Here is a 17,592-nt window from a genome sequence, read left to right as displayed (position 1 = left end):
GTTTCATGCCTCCCCGAAATTCGCTAGTAATTCCGCGCAAACGCGTTCGGGGACTGGAAATGACCTATTGTTGCGGAATCCTGGTTCGGGACGGTCTGGTGATGATCGCCGATACCCGCACCAATGCCGGCCTCGACAACGTCTCGACCTTCCGCAAGCTGCACATCTTCTCCAAGCCCGGCGACCGCATCATGGCGATCGCCAGCGCCGGCAACCTCGCCATCAGCCAGTCGGTGCTGTCGACACTGACCGAAGGCCTCGAGGATCCCAACACGGGCGAGATCGAGACGCTGATGAACGCGCCGACCATGTTCCAGGCCGCCCAGCGCATCGGCCGGGCGATCCGGGCGGTGCATGCGACCGAAGGGCCCGCGCTGAAGTCCGAGGACGTCTCGTTCGACGTCTCCTTCCTGTTCGGCGGCCAGATCAAGGGGGCGCGCATGCGCCTGTTCATGGTCTACACCGCCGGCAACTTCATCGAGTGCACCACCGACACGCCCTACTTGCAGATCGGCGAGCACAAATACGGCAAGCCGGTGCTCGACCGCGCCATGCATTACGACGTCGAGCTCTACGAGGCGCTGAAGACCGGCCTGATCTCGATGGACTCGACCATGCGCTCCAATCTCGGCGTCGGCCTGCCGATCGACGTGCTGGTGGTGCGCGCCGACGCCTGCGATGCCGATCTCAACCACCGCATCGAGGCGGGCGAGCCCTATTTCCACGATCTGCGCTCGCGCTGGTCGGCAGCCTTGCGCGCCGCGCATCAGAACATTCCGCGCCCGCCCTACAAGAACGAAAAAGAACCCAAAACCTGACAACTTAAGAGAAAAGGCAGGAAACGATGAGTGAAGCGAAAAAGATCGCAGTGGTGACGGGCGCCGGCACCGGAGTCGGACGCGCGGCCTCGCTGGCGCTGATGAACACGGGCTTCACCGTGGTGCTCACCGGGCGCCGGCTCGACATGCTCGAGGAGACGGCGAAGCTCGGCCCCGCCGGCAAGAGCCTCTGCGTCACCGCCGACATGACCAAGCCGGACTCGATCGCCGCGCTGTTTGACAAGGTGAAGGCGACCTTTGGCCGCCTCGACGTGCTCTTCAACAATGCCGGCATGGGCGCGCCGGCCGTGAACTTCGAGGATCTCAGCCTCGAGCAGTGGCAGGCGGTGGTGAACACCAACCTCACCGGCCCGTTCCTGTGCACCCAGCACGCCTTCCGCATCATGAAGGACCAGACCCCGCGCGGTGGCCGCATCATCAACAACGGCTCGATCTCGGCGCACGCGCCGCGACCGTTCTCGGCGGCCTACACCTCGACCAAGCACGCCATCACCGGCCTCACCAAGGCGAGCAATCTCGACGGCCGCATGTACGACATCGCGGTCGGCCAGGTCGACATCGGCAATGCAGCAACCCCCATGACCGATCGCATGGTCAACGGCCCCGGCGTGCTCCAGCCCGACGGCACCACCAAGCACGAGCCGCGCATGGACGCCAAGGCGGTCGGCGATGCCGTCGCCTACATGGCCGGCCTGCCGCTCGATGCCAACGTGCTGACCATGACGGTCATGGCGACCAAGATGCCGTTCGTCGGACGGGGCTGAAGTAAAAAACGCGAAAACAACCCCATGCACAGTAGGCGGCGTGGGGCGCCTATTGCGGCTCGGCCGCCGGGGTGACGCGAGGTAAGTCCACGAGCTGCCTCAACAATCGTCATTGCGCACGCAGCGAAGCAATGATGGGCAGAGAGGTCGTCATGCCCGGGCTGTCCCGGGCATCCACGTGCTTGGTACCACCTGGCAAGACGTGGATGGCCGGGACAAGCCCGGCCATGACGCAGGGGACGCTTCGGTGCCCCAAGCTCTCACGTCAAATGCGATCACCATCGCCATTGGCGGATGAGAGAGCGAGCCCCCTACTCCAAACTCTCCACCCGCCGCAGGCTCGGAAACAGCTTCATCCACAACAGCGCCACCGCAACGGTGCAGACGCCGCCGAGCACCGCCGCCGGCATCGCGCCGAACAATGCGGCCGCCACGCCGCTCTCGAACTGGCCGAGCTGGTTGGAGGCGTTGATGAAGAGGAAATTCACCGCGCCGACCCGGCCGCGCATCTCGTCGGGTGTGGACAGCTGCACCAGCGAGAAGCGGATCACGACGCTGATCGTGTCGGCGGCGCCGAGGATCGCGAGCGACAGCACCGACAGCCACATCCATGACGACAGCGCGAACACGATGGTCGCGATGCCGAACACGATCACGGCCTGGAACATGCGCAGGCCCACATGCCGCGAGATGGCGTGGCGCGCCAGCACCATGGTCATCAGCAGCGCGCCGACCGCCGGCGCGGCGCGCAACACGCCGAGCCCGACCGGACCGGTCTGGAGGATGTCGCGGGCATAGATCGGCAACAGCGCGGTAACGCCGCCGAACAGCACCGCGAACAGGTCGAGCGAGATGGTGCCGAGGATCGCCGGATTGCGCCGAATGAAGCGGACCCCGGCAAAGATATTGTCCGAGCCCGTCCCCACCTTGGCCACCGCCTGCGGGCGCGGCCGGATGAAGCCGGTCAAGATCATCCCGAGAATCCAGAACAGCAGCATCACGGCATAGGCAAGATGCGGCGCGACCGCGTAGGCAAAACCGCCGAGCGCGGGACCCGTGATGGTCGCCACCTGCCCGGCGCCGCTCGCGACTGCCGTTGCCCGCTGGAGCGAGCCCTGCGGCGCGATCAGCGGCAGCAGCGCCGCGGTGGTCGGGCTTTCGAAGGCGCCGGCGATGCCGAGCACGAAGGTCGCGATGAAGATCTGCACTTCGCTGACCGCACCGAGATAGGTGATGATCGCGAGATAGAGCGCGGTCGCCGCTTCCACGAGCTGGCAGAGCTGGACCACGCGCTTGCGCTCAAAACGGTCGGCGGCGTGGCCGGCGACGAAGACGAGCAGCGCGGTGGGCAGGAACTGCACGAGGCCGACCATGCCGAGGTCGAAGGCCGAGCCGGTGAGGTCGTAGATCTGCCAGCCGATCGCGACCGCCGCGATCTGGCTGGAAAAGCGCGACAGGCTGCGCGAGAGCAGGAAGAACAGGAAGGCGCGGTGGGAGAGCAGCGCGCCGGCGCTGACCGGCGGATTATCGGATATTGGCTGCTCCGGCATCGCCTCTTGGATCGCCTTTTGGGTCACCCTCGACCGTTCGCCCCCTTGACCTCGACGTGCCCCCGCGTGACTGAGGCCGGCCTGCTTGTCAACAGCCTGGCGTTTCCCGCGCGTCCCGGCATTGCCTTTGCAACGCACGCGCGGCCATAATCACAGAGGGTTTGGGGACATCATGCTGCGGCTGCAATCGGCACTCGGCATTTTCGCATTGCTGCTGATCGCGTGGGCGTTGGCAGAGAATCGCCGCGCGGTCTCGCTGCGCCAGGCGGCGATCGGCCTTGTCGTAACCTTCGTCACCGCGGCCGTGCTCCTGAAGCTGCCGGTCGTCGCCCATGCCTTCGGCGCCATCAACGACGCGGTCGGCGCGATCTCCGCGGCCTCGCGCGCGGGCTCCTCCTTCGTGTTCGGCTATATCGGCGGCGGCCCCCTGCCCTTCGACCTGAAGGCGCCCGGCGCCGACTTCATCCTGGCGTTCCAGGCGCTGCCGATCGTCCTGGTCATGAGCGTGCTGACGACGCTGCTGTTCTATTGGCGGGTGCTGCCGCCGATCGTGCGCGGCATGGCCTGGCTCCTTGAACGCACGCTCGGCGTCGGTGGCGCGGTGGGCCTGTCGACCGCGGCCAACATCTTCCTCGGCATGGTCGAGGCGCCGCTGTTCGTGCGGCCGTATCTGGCGCAGATGACGCGCAGCGAATTGTTCCTGGTGATGACGGGCGGCATGGCCGGCATCGCCGGCACGGTGCTGGTGCTCTACGCCACACTACTCGCGCCGTTGATCCCCGATGCGGCTGCACACTTCGTCATCGCCTCGGTGCTGGGCGCGCCGGCTGCGATCCTCGTCAGCCTGATCATGGTGCCGGAGACATCGGACAAGCGCACCGGCGGCGCGCTGGAGGATCCCGAGATGGAGGTCTCCGGCACGATGGATGCGATCGTGAAGGGCACCGGCGCGGGGATTGAGCTGCTGATCAACATCGTCGCCATGCTGCTGGTGCTGGTGGCGCTGGTCTATCTCGTCAACGCCATCCTCGGCCTGTTGCCTGATATCGGCGGCGCCGCGATCTCGTTGCAGCGCCTGCTTGGCCTCGTCATGGCGCCGGTGTGCTGGCTGATGGGATTGCCCTGGGATCAGGCGGTGACGGCCGGCAGCCTGATGGGCACGAAAACGGTGCTCAACGAACTGATCGCCTATGTCGACCTGTCGAAGCTCGCGCCGGATGCGCTGGACACACGCTCGCGCCTGATCATGCTCTACGCGATGTGCGGCTTCGCCAACTTCGCCAGCCTCGGCATCATGATCGGCGGCTTAGGGGTGATGGCCCCGGAGCGCCGCGAGGAGATCAACGCGCTCGGGCTGAAGTCGATCGTGTCGGGGACGCTGACGACGTGCCTCATGGGGGCGATCGTGGGGGTGTTAGCGTAGCGAAGAGCCCGTAGCCCGGATGGAGCGCAGCGCAATCCGGGAAAGTGTGCGCCGTCGCAAGCAGCGGCCCCGGATTACGCTTCGCTCCATCCGGGCGACAAGGAGCCCGTCATTGCGAGGAGCTCTTGCGACGAAGCAATCCAGACTGCTTCCGCGGAGGGATGCTGGATTGCTTCGCTGCGCTCGCAATGACGGAGGAGCAAGCGTCTACGCCTTCAACTCCACCGTCTTGAACTCCGCCGGCAGGATCACCTCCAGCAGCTCGACGTCATCAGAATAATCCAGGATCATGTGCTTGATCTTCGGCGGCTGGGTCCAGGCGCTGCCCTCTTTCATCAGCGTCTCGCCCTGCCCGTCCATGTAGGTCTTCACCCAGCCCTTGAGGACATAGACCATCTGGAATTCGACGTCGTGGAAGTGAAGCTTTGAGACTTCTGCCGGATTGCAGGGCCCCTGCAGCCGGATCACGTGTGCTTGCGCGAGGCCGTGGCTTGCTTCGGCGATACCGAGGTCGCGGTACTTCGCGTAGGCGCGCAGGCCATCGGCCTTGAAGTCTTCCTCGCGGTGATGGCTGATCGCGACGCGCTGCCGGGGACGCACGGGCTTCTTCGGCGAGGTCGTGCGAGCCTTCGCCTTCACCGCCTTGCGCGCCGAGGATCGCGCCGCCGCCTTGGCGCCGCTCCGCTTCTTCACCGCGGTCTTGGTTGCGGGTCTTGATGCCTTTCGCTTGGCCATTGTCTGCCTCCCTGATCCGGGCCGTGCCCACCGGACGGGTACGCCCCGAAGGCAGACTATCCAGTCTTGGACGAGGCAGCAATCGCGGGCTTAGGCTAGTCACGCCATGACGCCGATCGGTCGTAGCTTGTCCCAAGCTGGCGTCGCGAGCGGCCGTCGTCTCGTATTGGCTCCCTCGCTGAATTAATCTCGTCAGAGAGATTCTGGGGGAATTGATTCATGAGCAACAGCGTAGGCCAGCGTGCATTCAAGAATGCCCGGCTTCAGAAACGGCAGGAAGCCGAGGTGCTGCCATTGCTCGGGCACGCCCTCCAGTTGCACAAGAAGGGGCTTCTCCGCGAGGCGCAGGCTGCCTATCGCCAACTCCTGCAACTCGCACCCAACCAGTTCATCGCGCTGCATATGCTCGGCGTTCTGGAGTCCGACGCCAAGAACTATCAGCAAGCCGAAATTCTGCTGAGCCGGGCGGTTGCCGTGGATCCGCGATCTGCCGATGCTCACATGAGCCGAGGCGTCGCGCTGAACGGGCTACGACGTCACGATGAGGCCTGCGAGAGCTATCGAAGGGCCCTCGCCTTACGCCCCAACTACGCCTTAGCCCTGTCCAATCTCGGCAACGCGAGCGTGACCCTCGATCTTCAGGAAGCGCTCGCGTGCTACGACAAGGCGCTCGCAATTGACGGAAACCTTGCCGAAGCCCACAACGGCCGGGGTTGGGTGCTCTGCCGTCTGCGCAATTATGACGAGGCCCTCGCAAGCTTGAACCGCGCGCTATCGATCAAGCCTGACTATGCCTCGGCGCTGGCGAACCGCGCCGTCGCATTGCAGGAGCTTCTGCGATTTGACGAAGCCATGGCGGATTGCAATCGGGCAGTCGCCCTGGCACCCGACGACGTGAACGGGTGGCTCTGGCGGGCCAGCGTCTCGCTCCATCTCCAGCAAATGGCCGAAGCATTGCCCGATTGCGAGAAGGCCCTCGCGATCGATCCCGATTCCGCTCAAGCTCACCTGGTGCTGGGCCTTTGTCTCGCCGGACTTGGCCGGGTCGACGAAGCCCTGGCCAGTTTCGACAGGGCTCTTGCCATCACGCCTGACTTCCCGAGCGCGATCTCCAACAAGATCTTCGCACTTGATTTCTTGGCCGATGCCAGCGTCGAGCAGCATCAGCAAGCGCGGCAAGTATGGTGGGAGCAGATCGGCGCGAAAGTCGCTTCAGAAGCGGCGAGACCGCACGACAACAGCCGAGATCCGGATCGCCCTCTGGTGCTTGGTTATGTCTCGGCGGACTTCAACGCGCATTCGGCCGCGTTCATCTTCAAGCCGGTCCTGCAATACCATGACCGGGAACAGTTCGAGATCGTGTGCTACTCTTGCTCGTCAAAAGCGGATGCGGCGACCGACGAATTTCAAAAGATCGCCGATCGCTGGCACGACGCCTCGCAATGGAGCGACGATCGCCTCGCCGGTCAGATCCGCGCCGATGGCGTCGATATCCTGATCGATCTGTCCGGCCATACCAAAGGAAACCGCCTCGGCGTGTTTGCGTGCAAGCCGGCGCCGATCCAGGTGCATGGCTGGGGCCACGGTACTGGCACCGGTCTGCCAACGATCGATTATCTGTTCTCGGACCCGGTCGCGATTCCTGCCGCGGTTCGGCATCTGTTTGCGGAAACCGTTGTCGATCTGCCGTGCTTTGTCACGCTGGAGCCGCTGCCGATCGAGCTTGCGCGAGCGTCAACGCCGGCGACCTCGAACGGCTTCGTCACATTCGGTGTCTTCAATCGCATCAGCAAGATTTCGGACGAGGCCGCGCAGACCTGGTCCAGGATTCTCGAGCGAGTGCCGGGGTCACGGCTGCTGATCAAGGATGTTGCGCTGGACGATCAACTGGTCCGCGACAATTTGCTGGCACGGCTTGCAACTTGCGGAGTGCCGGCCGAACGCGTCGATCTGCTCGGAACCACCTTGCGAATCGATCATCTGACATCGTTCCATCGCGTCGATATTGCCCTCGATCCGTTCCCGCAGAACGGCGGCGTCAGCACATTGGAAGCCTTGCAGATGGGCGTGCCCGTGGTGGCGAAGCTCGGGAACAGTCTGCCCAGCCGAGCCGGCGGCGCCATCCTCTCCGCGCTTGGCCTGCCGGACTGGGTTACGGATAGCGAGGAGGCATATGTCGACATCGCGGTGAGCCGTGCAGCGCAGATCGACGACCTCGACAAATTGCGCCGCGAGCTGCCCGGACAGGTCAGGGCTGCGCCCGCCTGCAACCCGGTCGCCTACGCGCAAGCGGTAGACGAGGCCTATCGCGCGATGTGGAAACGCTATTGCAGCGGCGGCGCCTGATCTCTGCTCAATGCAACCTGAACACGCCGTCGACTGCACGTAGTTCGGCCGGCTTGATCAGCTTGGAATGCGCGACGGTGACCGAGAACAAGGGACCGTCGAGCTTCTGCTGCCAGAATGCCAGGAAGTCGGTCAGCGCCGGGAATTTCGGAAAGAGATCGTAGTTCTGCCAGACATAGGTCTGGAGCAGCGAGGGATGATCCGGCATCCGATAGAGAATTTCAGCCGTCGTCAGCCCGTAACCCAGCACCTGTTTCCGGAAGTCGTCGGAAACCACCCCAACCCGCGAGACCATGCCAACCTCCTTTGCAGGAGCGCATTCAGGGGGCGGCTTGATCCGGTACGCTGCTTACGAGCCACCCGGTGGAGATGCGCTCACATGAGAGAAATGTGACGCAAACTGACAATCCATCTCAAGCCCAAAAGTTTAACAAGCTGTTGAAATTCAATGCGTTAGCAGCAGAGACGGCTCCGTGCTAATACGGTCCGGCTGACGGTTAACGATGGGAAAGAGATTCTGGCAGACAGGCCTTCTGAGTGCCGATTTTTCTGCTAGAAGCCCTTGCCCCCGCAAAATTCCTGTCCTATTTCAGCCTCGCCTGTGCTAGCACTCGCGGGCACAGACTGCCAACAATCTGAAATCATCAACCCGAGCAATTGCTTAGGAGGACTGCATGAAATTCCGTCCGCTTCACGACCGCGTCGTGGTCAAGCGCATTGACGCAGAAGAGAAGACCGCTGGCGGCATCATCATTCCCGACACTGCCAAGGAAAAGCCCTCGCAGGGCGAAGTCGTCGCCGTCGGCCCCGGTGGCCGCGACGAAGCCGGCAAGCTGATCCCGATCGACCTGAAGGTCGGCGACCGCGTGCTGTTCGGCAAGTGGTCCGGCACCGAGGTCAAGATCGACGGCGTCGATCTGCTGATCATGAAGGAAAGCGACATCATGGGCGTCCTCGACGTCCCCGCTTCCAAGAAGAAGGCGGCCTAAGAGCCCCCCTCTCGCCCCCAGCCAAACACCTAAGGAAAAATCCAGATGGCAGCTAAAGAAGTCAAATTCTCGGTTGAAGCGCGCGACAAGATGCTGCGCGGCGTCGACATTCTCGCCAACGCGGTGAAGGTCACGCTCGGTCCGAAGGGCCGCAACGTGGTGCTCGACAAGTCGTTCGGCGCTCCCCGCATCACCAAGGACGGCGTAACCGTCGCCAAGGAGATCGAGCTCGAGGACAAGTTCGAGAACATGGGCGCCCAGATGGTGCGCGAAGTCGCCTCCAAGTCCGCTGACGCGGCCGGCGACGGCACCACCACCGCGACCGTGCTCGCCCAGGCGATCGTGCGCGAAGGCGCCAAGTCGGTTGCCGCCGGCATGAACCCGATGGACCTCAAGCGCGGTATCGACCTCGCGGTCGAAGCCGTCGTTGCGGACCTCGTCAAGAACTCCAAGAAGGTCACCTCGAACGAAGAGATCGCCCAGGTCGGCACCATCTCGGCCAACGGCGACCAGGAGATCGGCAAGTTCCTCTCCGACGCCATGAAGAAGGTCGGCAACGAAGGTGTCATCACCGTCGAGGAAGCCAAGTCGCTCGAGACCGAGCTCGACGTCGTCGAGGGCATGCAGTTCGACCGCGGCTACATCTCGCCCTACTTCGTCACCAACGCCGACAAGATGCGCGTTGAGATGGACGACGCCTACATCCTCATCAACGAGAAGAAGCTCTCCTCGCTGAACGAGCTGCTGCCGCTGCTCGAGGCCGTGGTGCAGACCGGCAAGCCGCTGGTCATCGTCGCCGAGGACGTCGAAGGCGAAGCCCTCGCCACCCTGGTCGTGAACCGCCTCCGTGGCGGCCTGAAGGTCGCGGCCGTCAAGGCTCCGGGCTTCGGCGATCGCCGCAAGGCCATGCTCCAGGACATCGCGATCCTGACCGGCGGCCAGGCGATCTCGGAAGATCTCGGCATCAAGCTCGAGAACGTCACGCTCAACATGCTCGGTCGCGCCAAGAAGGTGATGATCGACAAGGAGAACACCACGATCGTCAACGGCGCCGGCAAGAAGGCCGACATCGAGGCGCGCGTGTCCCAGATCAAGGCGCAGATCGAGGAAACCACCTCGGACTACGACCGTGAGAAGCTCCAGGAGCGTCTCGCCAAGCTCGCTGGCGGCGTCGCGGTGATCCGCGTCGGCGGCGCGACCGAGGTCGAGGTGAAGGAGCGCAAGGATCGCGTTGATGACGCGATGCATGCGACCCGCGCGGCCGTGGAAGAAGGCATCGTCCCGGGCGGCGGCGTCGCCCTGCTCCGTGCCTCCGAGCAGCTCAAGGGCCTGCGCACCAAGAACGACGACCAGAAGACCGGCGTCGAGATCGTGCGCAAGGCGCTGTCGGCTCCCGCTCGCCAGATCGCGATCAACGCCGGTGAAGACGGCTCGGTGATCGTCGGCAAGGTGCTGGAGAACAAGTCGTACGCCTACGGCTTCGACTCCCAGACCGGCGAATACGGCGACCTCGTCAAGAAGGGCATCATCGACCCGACCAAGGTGGTCCGCACCGCGATCCAGAACGCAGCCTCGGTTGCGGCTCTGCTGATCACCACGGAAGCCATGGTCGCCGAGCTGCCCAAGAAGGGCGGCGCCGGCCCCGCGATGCCTCCGGGCGGCGGCATGGGCGGCATGGACTTCTAAGGCGACGAAGTCGTCCCGGACGCAGTGCAGCGCGAAGCGGTGCACTGCAAATCCGGGATCTCGCTCCACAACTACGAAACCCCGGCAGCGATGCCGGGGTTTTTTTTGAGAAACTCTCTTCCCTCGTCAGCGTGCCGTGCTTCCTGCTTGCGAGGATGTAGACGTAGTAGGCCATTCCATCCGCCTGGGGTTATGGATTCCGGGCTCGCGCTTCGCGCGCCCCGGAATGACAGCCGAGACAGTCGAGCCTCACCACACCTGCCCCAGCCGCTCCATGTGCGGCTCGCCGTTTTCGTCGAGCGACCAGAAGATCCGCGTCACCCGGCCGACGAGATGGTCCATCGGGACGAAGCCCATCACCGACATCATGCGGCTGTCGGTGGAGTTGTCGCGGTTGTCGCCGAGCGCGAAGAAATGGCCTGACGGCACCGTGTAGACGCTGGTGTTGTCGAGGTAGCCATTGTCGACGCAGTCGTAGGTCAGATAGCTCGCGCCGTTCGGCAGCGTCTCGCGCCAGCGCTTGACCTTCGCGCCGGGATCGAGCCCGCAGGCGGAGTCGCCAGGCACGCTCGCCAGCGCAATGCGGGTCACCGGCTTGTTGTTGAGGATGAGCCGGCCGTCGCGCATCTGGACCCGGTCGCCCGGCAGCGCCACCACGCGCTTGACGTAGTCCACCGAGGTGTCCTTCGCCGTGCGAAACACGACGACGTCGCCGTAGTCGGGATCAGTGGCGAAGATGCGGCCCGAAATCCAGGACGGCGCGAAAGGAAACGAATAGCGGTCGTAGCCGTAGGCCGATTTCGCGGCAAAGACGTAGTCGCCCACCATCAGCGTCGGCGCCATCGAATTGGAGGGGATGTTGAACGGCTGGTACAGGAAGAAGCGAAACAGGAACGGCGGCGACCACAGCACCGGAATCAGCAGGATCAGGATGACGATCGCCTTCCATTCCCGCGATTGCGCCGAGGGGCGGATGGTGTCCTGAAAAGTGGTCATGCGCCTGCCCTGTCCCAACCCGCAACTGCCGCGAGATTACGCAACCTTCGCGCGTATGCAACCCTCGCAAGTCTTCGAAATTTGGTCGCACCTCGCGCAGACTGCGTTCAACGCAAGGCCCTCGGCACCGACTTGCGGTCAGCCGGACGACAAATCCTTGAAGCAGTGGCGGATCCAGTCGATCGTCAGGCGCGTCGCGGGATCGCGCTTGAGGTGGTTCTGCACCAGCAGCCAGACGTCGCGGCGCCTCGGCAGAAGCGTGGCGCGCAGGCTGCGGTCGGCAAGCAGCGCCCCACAGCTGTGCTCGGGCAGCACGCCGACGGCCTGATGCGACTGGATCATGGTCCTGACGATCCGGACATTGTCGGTGACGCAGCGGACGTTCTTCAGCCGCTTCGCGCGCAGGAACTGCTGTTCGGGAATGGCATCGAGCTCGTCCGGAAAGACGCAGGCGACCGGCTCGCCGCCGCTGCGGTCCGTGGGTTCGAAGAAATACAGCCTGACATCGGCGAGCTTGGAGATGGTGAAGTCGCCCTTCTCCGGCTTGCGCAGGCGAATGGCAAGGTCGGCCTGCCAGCGGGAGAATTTGACGTTGCCGCTGGAGGTGAGGAATTGCAGGGTCAGGCCGGGGTGATCGCGCAGGAAGGCGCCAGCGCGCGGCGCCAGCAGCTCTTCGGCGACCGCATTGGTCGAGGCGATGCGCAGGCGGCCGACCGCCCCCGGCCGGCTCTCACCGATACGGTCGATCGCCGCGACATGCGCGGCCATCGCGCTGACATGCTCGAGCACCGCTTCGCAATGGCGCGTCGGCCGCCGCTGGCCGTCCACCGCATCGAACAGCGGCACGCCGAGATCGCGCTGGATGCGCGCGAGCCGGCGGCCGACGGTGGTCTCGTCGATGCGCAGCCGCGCGCTGGCGCCGGCATAGGTGCCCTCGTCCCTTACTGCGGCGATGATGCGCAGATCGTCCCAATTCATGGGGATGAGCCTAGCAGGCGCCGCCTCGCCCTGCAAATCTGCAGCCGTATGCTGCAACAATCCTGCACAATGGCAGGCCTCCGCCGCGCTAGTGTCGCCGCATCGATTGCTCCCGAAAGGCCTGACCAGTATGACCGCTCCCAAGACCCTGCTCGAACTCGCCGGCGCCGATCTCACTCCGCCCAAGCTCGCCGATTCCTGCCTCGTGCTGATCGACATCCAGAACGAATATCGCGCCGGCCCCCTCGCCTTGCCCGACGCCGAGCCCGCGATCGCCATCGCCGCGAAGCTGCTCGCGCGCGCCCGGCAGAGCGACGCCGCGATCTTCCACATCGCGCACAAGGGCCGCGCCGGCAGCCTGTTCGACCGTGAGGCCGAGCGCGGCGCGATCGTCGCCAGCCTGGCGCCGCTCGCGACCGAGCCGGTGATCGAGAAGGCGCTGCCGAATGCGTTTGCCGGCACCGACCTGCAGGCACGATTGGCGGCGACCGGGCGCACGAACATCGTGCTGGCGGGCTTCATGACCCACATGTGCGTCTCGTCGACCGCGCGCGCGGCGCTCGACCTCGGCCTGCGCACGACCATCGCGGCCGACGCCTGCGCCACGCGGGACCTGCCCGACGGCCGCGGCGGAGCCCTCTTGGCAAGGACCATTCACGAAGTCGCGCTGGCGGAATTGTCGGACCGCTTCGCGATCATCGCGCCAAGCGATGCGCTGGCGTGAGGGGAGCGCAGGTTGAGCGCGCGCGGCACGACAGGGGCGAGCACTTACACCCTCAATAACCTGCCGCCGGGCTCTCCCTTCGCCTTTACGGTCGATGCGCAGTTCGAACGCGGCAGCGGCAAGCGCAATGAGGCGCGTGCCTGCAACCTGGTTTTCGTCAAACGCTGATCGTGCAGAAAGCGGTGAGGCGCGCTGCGCCTCACTCCACCCGCGCCAGCACCGCGAGCTTGCGGATGCCCTTGTTGCGGTAGGCGTCGAGAAACGCGTAATAGTCCTTGAACGACACGCAGCCGTTGGAGTCGCCGTTCGGCCCGAGCATGAAGGTGTGCGCGAGCAGGCCGTCGCGGCCGTAGATCGCGCTCTCGCCGCCGATCGGGGTCAGGCGCAGCGCCGGCACGCCGTGGAACAGCGCCTCGCGCGGCTTCAGCGTGTAGATGTGCGGCGGCGTCACGCCGCGCATGCGGACGCGCGAGGAACGGGGATCGTCGAGATTGGAGCCGAGGCCGGAATGCGCCTCGAGCTTGGTGCCGTCGGGCAGATAAACCGTCTTGGCGGTGATGTCGTAGACCGCGGTGTCGCGCTCATAGGGCGCCGAACCGCCGAGCATGGGGTTCTGCTCCCTCGGTGCGATGGACGCGGTCACGCTGGCATCGGCCGAGGCATAGGCGAGCAGTCCGCCGGAGGACTCGCGCTTGCCCCAGAGCCTCTCGACCATCGACTGGCGCGGCCCGGTGATCGACATCACCGCGGCCTTGGCGCGGTCGGCAAAGGATTTTGGCTTCGCTTCGGGCGCCGGCACGATCTCGGCCGGATCGGCCGAAGCCAGCTGCACCGTCGCATCCGGCGCACGCTTGGCCTTGTCCGCGGTCTTGTCGGCAACCCTGGCCGGGGCCGCCGGCTTCAGCGCTTCCGCGACCTTCGCGATCACGCTCTGCTTCGGGGCCTCGGCAATCTTGGTTGCGGGGGCGGCGCTCGCCGCATTCGACTCCACGCCTTGCGTCGCAGCCGCGGCGAAGCGCTCGTTGAACATCTCGCGCGAGATGGGGGCTGCGACCTGCAAACGGTCCGGCAGGAGCGCAAAAGCTTCCTTGATGGCATCGCCCGCCTCGCGCAGCGCGACCTTGGGCGCGCGCTTGATCACGGGCTCGTCGTAGCCGTTGCTGCCGACGGTCGGATAGACGCTGGCGGCGAAGATGTTGCTGTAGACGGTCCAGCCGGCGCCAAGCACGACGCAGCCGATCAAAGCGGCGCCAAGCACGTTTTGGGTAGTCATTTTCCGGGAAGGCTTCCGATATGAATTCTTGGACTTCCGTGCCGCGTTGTTTTGCGCAGCGATACTCGTACTCATTCGCCTTGCGTCCAGGACGGTGTCACTCAGTCCCCCTTCGAAGTGCCGCTGCTGGTCAAGTTCCGGGAACAGCATCTCGCAGAGGGCCGGAGCGTCATTAAGGCGACTTTTAGTTAAATGCGGATTAAGTTCGGGCAGATATGGGGCAACTCGTTAACGCCGTCCCATTTCGAGAAAAAAGCCCGCAGAACTACGGACTTAGACGCGTCTGTTAACTATAATTCTCGGCCGGATCGGTGCGGTCAGAGGACGTCTTTGACCGCCTCTCTAGGCGCATCCAACCAAGTCATTTTCGTGGTCTTCAATGCGGCCTGACCATAGCGGCGAAGCGTTGCGCGAGGCTGGCGCGCGCGGGCGTTCCCTCCGTCTTTCGGCGCCCCGACGTCAGCGGAATGGCGGCAACGCTCACACACATCACACACCGCACCGAGCGCTCACGCAGCACGGCGCCCTGACCGAAAGTTGATCGCGCAGGTCTGGAAAAGGCCGCGGCAACGAAATACCTGCGAGAAGCGGCACTTTTCAGCAGCCTCCGCGTGAGATACGGTACCGTATCAACATCGCCTTGAACTGTGCCACGCACGCAAACCACGCACGCAAACGGAGGCTGGCATGAGAGGGATCGCACGTGCCGGGTTTTTCGCTCTGGCGTGGTCGTCGTTGTTGACGGGATACGTGGCCGCGCAGCCTGCCAATGCGGGCTGCACGGCGTCGCCCTCCGCCGCCGGCACGCAGACCTGGCGCTGCGACAACGGGATCACCATCGTTGCGGAAAACGGCGCCAGATTTGAACTTAAGGACGCCAACCGCGACGGACATATAGACTCCGTGGAGTTGAGCAGCAAAGCGCTGCTGGTCCAGGTGCCCAAAAAGCCCGGCGGCAATCCCTTCAAGGTGCTGACGCCGCAGGCGATCGCCGCGGTGCGCGGCACCAAATGGGCCGTCGACGTCGCCGATGCAAAAACTGCGGTCTTCGTCGCCGACGGCCGTGTCGGCGTGAGCCGCAGGAGCCGCGGACGCGGCGTCGTTCTAGGCCCTGGCGAAGGCGTCGATGTCGAGGCAACCGGTCCATTGACCGTCAAGACATGGGGCCAGCCGCGCGTCGACGCGCTGATGGCAAGACTGGGTCAATAAGGCCCGGATGACAAAACGAAGAAGATTGCAGTACGTAAAGAAGATTGCAGCACGTAATGACTAGACGCGTTCAGATCCTGGTGGCACTCGTCCTCACCGCGCTGTGGGGTGCAGGCATCTATGCCGCTCACGCCAACGGCCATCTGCGCTTTCTCGACCGCCTCGAAGCAACCCTGACCGACCTGCGGACGCAAGTCCGCGGCGTGCAGACTCCGCCCGATCTCGTCACCATCGTCGCGATCGACGACACCGTCGTCAAACGCGGCGGCAGCTATCCCCTGCCGCGCGCCGATCTCGCCCGTGTCGTGGACACCATCGTGCAGTTCAAGCCGAAGGTCGTCGCGATCGACCTCTTGCTGGTCGACCGCAGCGCCGCGATCGGCGACGCCACGCTGGCCAACACGCTCGCCACCGGTCCCATGGTCCTCGCCGCCGCGGCGATCTTCCCGACTGCCAGCGAGACCGTGGCGCCCGGCAGCGAGGGTCCCCTCGCCGTCCTGCCGCAAGCCGAGCGCTTCCTGCTGCCCTTGCCCGCATTTGCCGATCACGCCGAGGTCGGCGTCGTCAACGTCGCGACGGGACAATCCGGCTCGCCGCTCTCGGTACCGATGCTGTTCCGGACGCACGACAAGGTCGAGCTGTCATTCCCCTTGCGCGTCGCGATCCGCGCGCTCGACAAGCCGCTGACGATCGCGCCGGATCACCTCATGCTGGGCGATCGCGCGGTGCCGACCGACACCGACTTCGCGCTGCCGATCACCTATTACGGCCCGCGCCGCACCATCCGCACCGTCAGCGCGCAGAGCATCTTCGACGGCACGCTCAGTCGCGCCGCCATCGAGAACCGGATCGTCGTGATCGGCGCCTCGGTCGCCGGCGGCGGTGATTTCTATCCAACGCCGTTCGATTCCCTCATGCCCGGCGTCGAGGTGATCTCCACCGCGATCACCCATCTGGTCGCCGGCGACGGCATCGTGCGCGACCGCAAGGTGCATATCGCCGACGCGCTCGCCGCGATCCTGCTGCCGATGCTGCTGGTGGGCCTGCTCGCCTGGCGGCGGAGCGCGATCGGCGTCGTCGCGGCAGCTGCGGTGATGCTCGCCTGGGCCGGGCTCAATCTGTTCGCGTTCACCCATGGCATCTGGCTGAATGCCGCGACCACGCTCGCAGCCGCGGTGCCGCCGGTTGCGGTGTTTGCCGGCGTGCAATTGTGGGCGGGAGGACGTCGCACGCAGTATTTCGTCGCCAAGAGCAGATCGCTCGCGCTATTCCAGGCACCCGCCGTGCAGGACTGGCTGGCGCGCGATCCGAACTTCCTGTCGAAGCCTGTCCGGCAGGATGCCGCCGTGGTCTTCATCGATCTCTCCGGATTCACGGCGCTGAGCGAGCGGACCGATCCGGACGCGCTCAGGGATCTCCTGAAGGCGTTTCACGCGTTGATCGACCAGGCGGCAGTCGATTGCGGCGGCATGGTCACCGGCTTTCTCGGCGACGGCGCCATGATCCTGTTCGGACTGCCACACGCAATGCCGGATGACGCGGCGCGCGCGCTGAAATGTTCGATCGACCTGCATCGCGGCGTCGAACGCTGGATCGCCTCGCTGCCCCCTGCGATCGGGGGCCAGCTCGGCTTCAAGATCGGCGCGCATTTCGGCCCGATCGTCGCCTCCCGTCTCGGCGAAAGCCACCAGCACATCACGGCGACCGGCGACACCGTCAACGTCGCGAGCCGGCTGATGGAGGTCGCCGCCCAGAACGATGCGCGGCTCGCGCTGACCGATACGCTGCTGGATGCCGCCGACTTCCACGGCGCTCCCGACGGCGTCCTGACAGGCCCCCTGCTCACGCAGGTCCGCGGCCGCTCCGGCGTCGTGACCGTCTGGTTCTGGCGCAACCGGAACGGGCCCAGCCAGGCCGCGACCAAGGCCGAGATGATCGACTGAGGCCCTGGCCACCCCACCAAACACTCCGCCGTCGTCCCCGCGAAAGCAGGGGACCCATACCCCCAGGGAGAGGTTTGGCGAAGACTGCTAGTGAGCGGTTTTTCGCGCGGTACGAGCACCTGCGCTTATCGAGAGAT

15 protein-coding genes and 1 pseudogene are annotated in these 17,592 nt (G+C 64.9%); 10 read left to right on the top strand and 6 right to left on the bottom strand.

Annotation, left to right across the window (positions count from 1 at the left end; translation table 11 throughout):
- The first annotated feature begins 59 nt into the window (after window positions 1-59).
- On the top strand, window positions 60-818 hold the full coding sequence (locus XI09_RS32895) for a proteasome-type protease (protein ID WP_011088363.1): 759 nt from the start codon (window positions 60-62) through the stop codon (window positions 816-818).
- A gap of 26 nt (window positions 819-844) precedes the next feature.
- Window positions 845-1,603, top strand: coding sequence for an SDR family oxidoreductase (locus tag XI09_RS32890; protein ID WP_092191580.1), 759 nt, complete (start codon window positions 845-847; stop codon window positions 1,601-1,603).
- Window positions 1,604-1,914: 311 nt separating this feature from the next.
- Here the strand turns inward: XI09_RS32890 and XI09_RS32885 are convergent, their stop codons facing one another.
- A complete protein-coding gene (locus XI09_RS32885) occupies window positions 1,915-3,153 on the bottom strand; it encodes an MFS transporter (protein ID WP_271570564.1) in 1,239 nt (412 codons plus the stop codon).
- 172 nt (window positions 3,154-3,325) lie between these two features.
- On the opposite strand from XI09_RS32885, the gene XI09_RS32880 reads away from it, so the two are divergent.
- A complete protein-coding gene (locus tag XI09_RS32880; RefSeq protein WP_271570563.1) occupies window positions 3,326-4,576 on the top strand; it encodes a NupC/NupG family nucleoside CNT transporter in 1,251 nt (416 codons plus the stop codon).
- Window positions 4,577-4,783: 207 nt separating this feature from the next.
- Here XI09_RS32880 and XI09_RS32875 read toward each other — a convergent pair whose 3' ends face one another.
- Window positions 4,784-5,311, bottom strand: a complete 528-nt coding sequence (locus tag XI09_RS32875) for a cupin domain-containing protein (protein ID WP_271570562.1) — start codon at window positions 5,309-5,311, stop codon at window positions 4,784-4,786.
- Window positions 5,312-5,530: 219 nt separating this feature from the next.
- Between XI09_RS32875 and XI09_RS32870 the strand changes: the two genes are divergently transcribed.
- The gene (locus XI09_RS32870; RefSeq protein ID WP_271570561.1) at window positions 5,531-7,657 is read left to right on the top strand and encodes an O-linked N-acetylglucosamine transferase, SPINDLY family protein; all 2,127 of its coding nucleotides are present in this window, start codon (window positions 5,531-5,533) and stop codon (window positions 7,655-7,657) included.
- Between the two features lie 7 nt (window positions 7,658-7,664).
- Here XI09_RS32870 and XI09_RS32865 read toward each other — a convergent pair whose 3' ends face one another.
- Window positions 7,665-7,952, bottom strand: coding sequence for an usg protein (locus XI09_RS32865; protein WP_092192329.1), 288 nt, complete (start codon window positions 7,950-7,952; stop codon window positions 7,665-7,667).
- Window positions 7,953-8,331: 379 nt separating this feature from the next.
- Between XI09_RS32865 and XI09_RS32860 the strand changes: the two genes are divergently transcribed.
- Window positions 8,332-8,646 carry a co-chaperone GroES gene (locus XI09_RS32860; protein WP_014494241.1) on the top strand — a complete coding sequence of 105 codons (315 nt, stop codon included), beginning with the start codon at window positions 8,332-8,334 and terminating at the stop codon, window positions 8,644-8,646.
- A gap of 45 nt (window positions 8,647-8,691) precedes the next feature.
- Entirely contained in the window at window positions 8,692-10,332 is a 1,641-nt protein-coding gene (groL, locus tag XI09_RS32855; protein ID WP_135174232.1) for a chaperonin GroEL, read from the top strand.
- Window positions 10,333-10,581: 249 nt separating this feature from the next.
- Here groL and lepB read toward each other — a convergent pair whose 3' ends face one another.
- Both lepB and XI09_RS32845 read right to left on the bottom strand, forming a co-directional pair.
- Window positions 10,582-11,328 carry a signal peptidase I gene (gene lepB / locus XI09_RS32850; RefSeq protein ID WP_271570560.1) on the bottom strand — a complete coding sequence of 249 codons (747 nt, stop codon included), beginning with the start codon at window positions 11,326-11,328 and terminating at the stop codon, window positions 10,582-10,584.
- A 138-nt stretch (window positions 11,329-11,466) separates the two neighbouring features.
- On the bottom strand, window positions 11,467-12,306 hold the full coding sequence (locus tag XI09_RS32845; protein ID WP_271570559.1) for a LysR family transcriptional regulator: 840 nt from the start codon (window positions 12,304-12,306) through the stop codon (window positions 11,467-11,469).
- Between the two features lie 130 nt (window positions 12,307-12,436).
- On the opposite strand from XI09_RS32845, the gene XI09_RS32840 reads away from it, so the two are divergent.
- Both XI09_RS32840 and XI09_RS32835 read left to right on the top strand, forming a co-directional pair.
- Window positions 12,437-13,030, top strand: coding sequence for a cysteine hydrolase family protein (locus tag XI09_RS32840; RefSeq protein WP_271570558.1), 594 nt, complete (start codon window positions 12,437-12,439; stop codon window positions 13,028-13,030).
- Window positions 13,031-13,198: pseudogene (locus XI09_RS32835) on the top strand (caspase family protein); the annotation flags it as partial.
- A 31-nt stretch (window positions 13,199-13,229) separates the two neighbouring features.
- On the opposite strand, the gene XI09_RS32830 reads toward XI09_RS32835, so the two are convergent.
- A complete protein-coding gene (locus tag XI09_RS32830; protein WP_271570557.1) occupies window positions 13,230-14,303 on the bottom strand; it encodes a DUF2778 domain-containing protein in 1,074 nt (357 codons plus the stop codon).
- Between the two features lie 687 nt (window positions 14,304-14,990).
- Between XI09_RS32830 and XI09_RS32825 the strand changes: the two genes are divergently transcribed.
- Window positions 14,991-15,512 (top strand): FecR domain-containing protein, encoded by a 522-nt coding sequence (locus XI09_RS32825; protein ID WP_271570556.1) that lies wholly within the window; start codon window positions 14,991-14,993, stop codon window positions 15,510-15,512.
- A 56-nt stretch (window positions 15,513-15,568) separates the two neighbouring features.
- Window positions 15,569-17,455, top strand: a complete 1,887-nt coding sequence (locus XI09_RS32820; protein WP_271570555.1) for a CHASE2 domain-containing protein — start codon at window positions 15,569-15,571, stop codon at window positions 17,453-17,455.
- Window positions 17,456-17,592 lie beyond the last annotated feature (137 nt).

Origin of the sequence: Bradyrhizobium sp. CCBAU 11386, assembly GCF_028128955.1 — a bacterium.
Lineage (GTDB): Bacteria > Pseudomonadota > Alphaproteobacteria > Rhizobiales > Xanthobacteraceae > Bradyrhizobium.
Note: the sequence above shows the minus strand (reverse complement) of the source record. Positions and strands in the feature narration are given on the sequence as shown.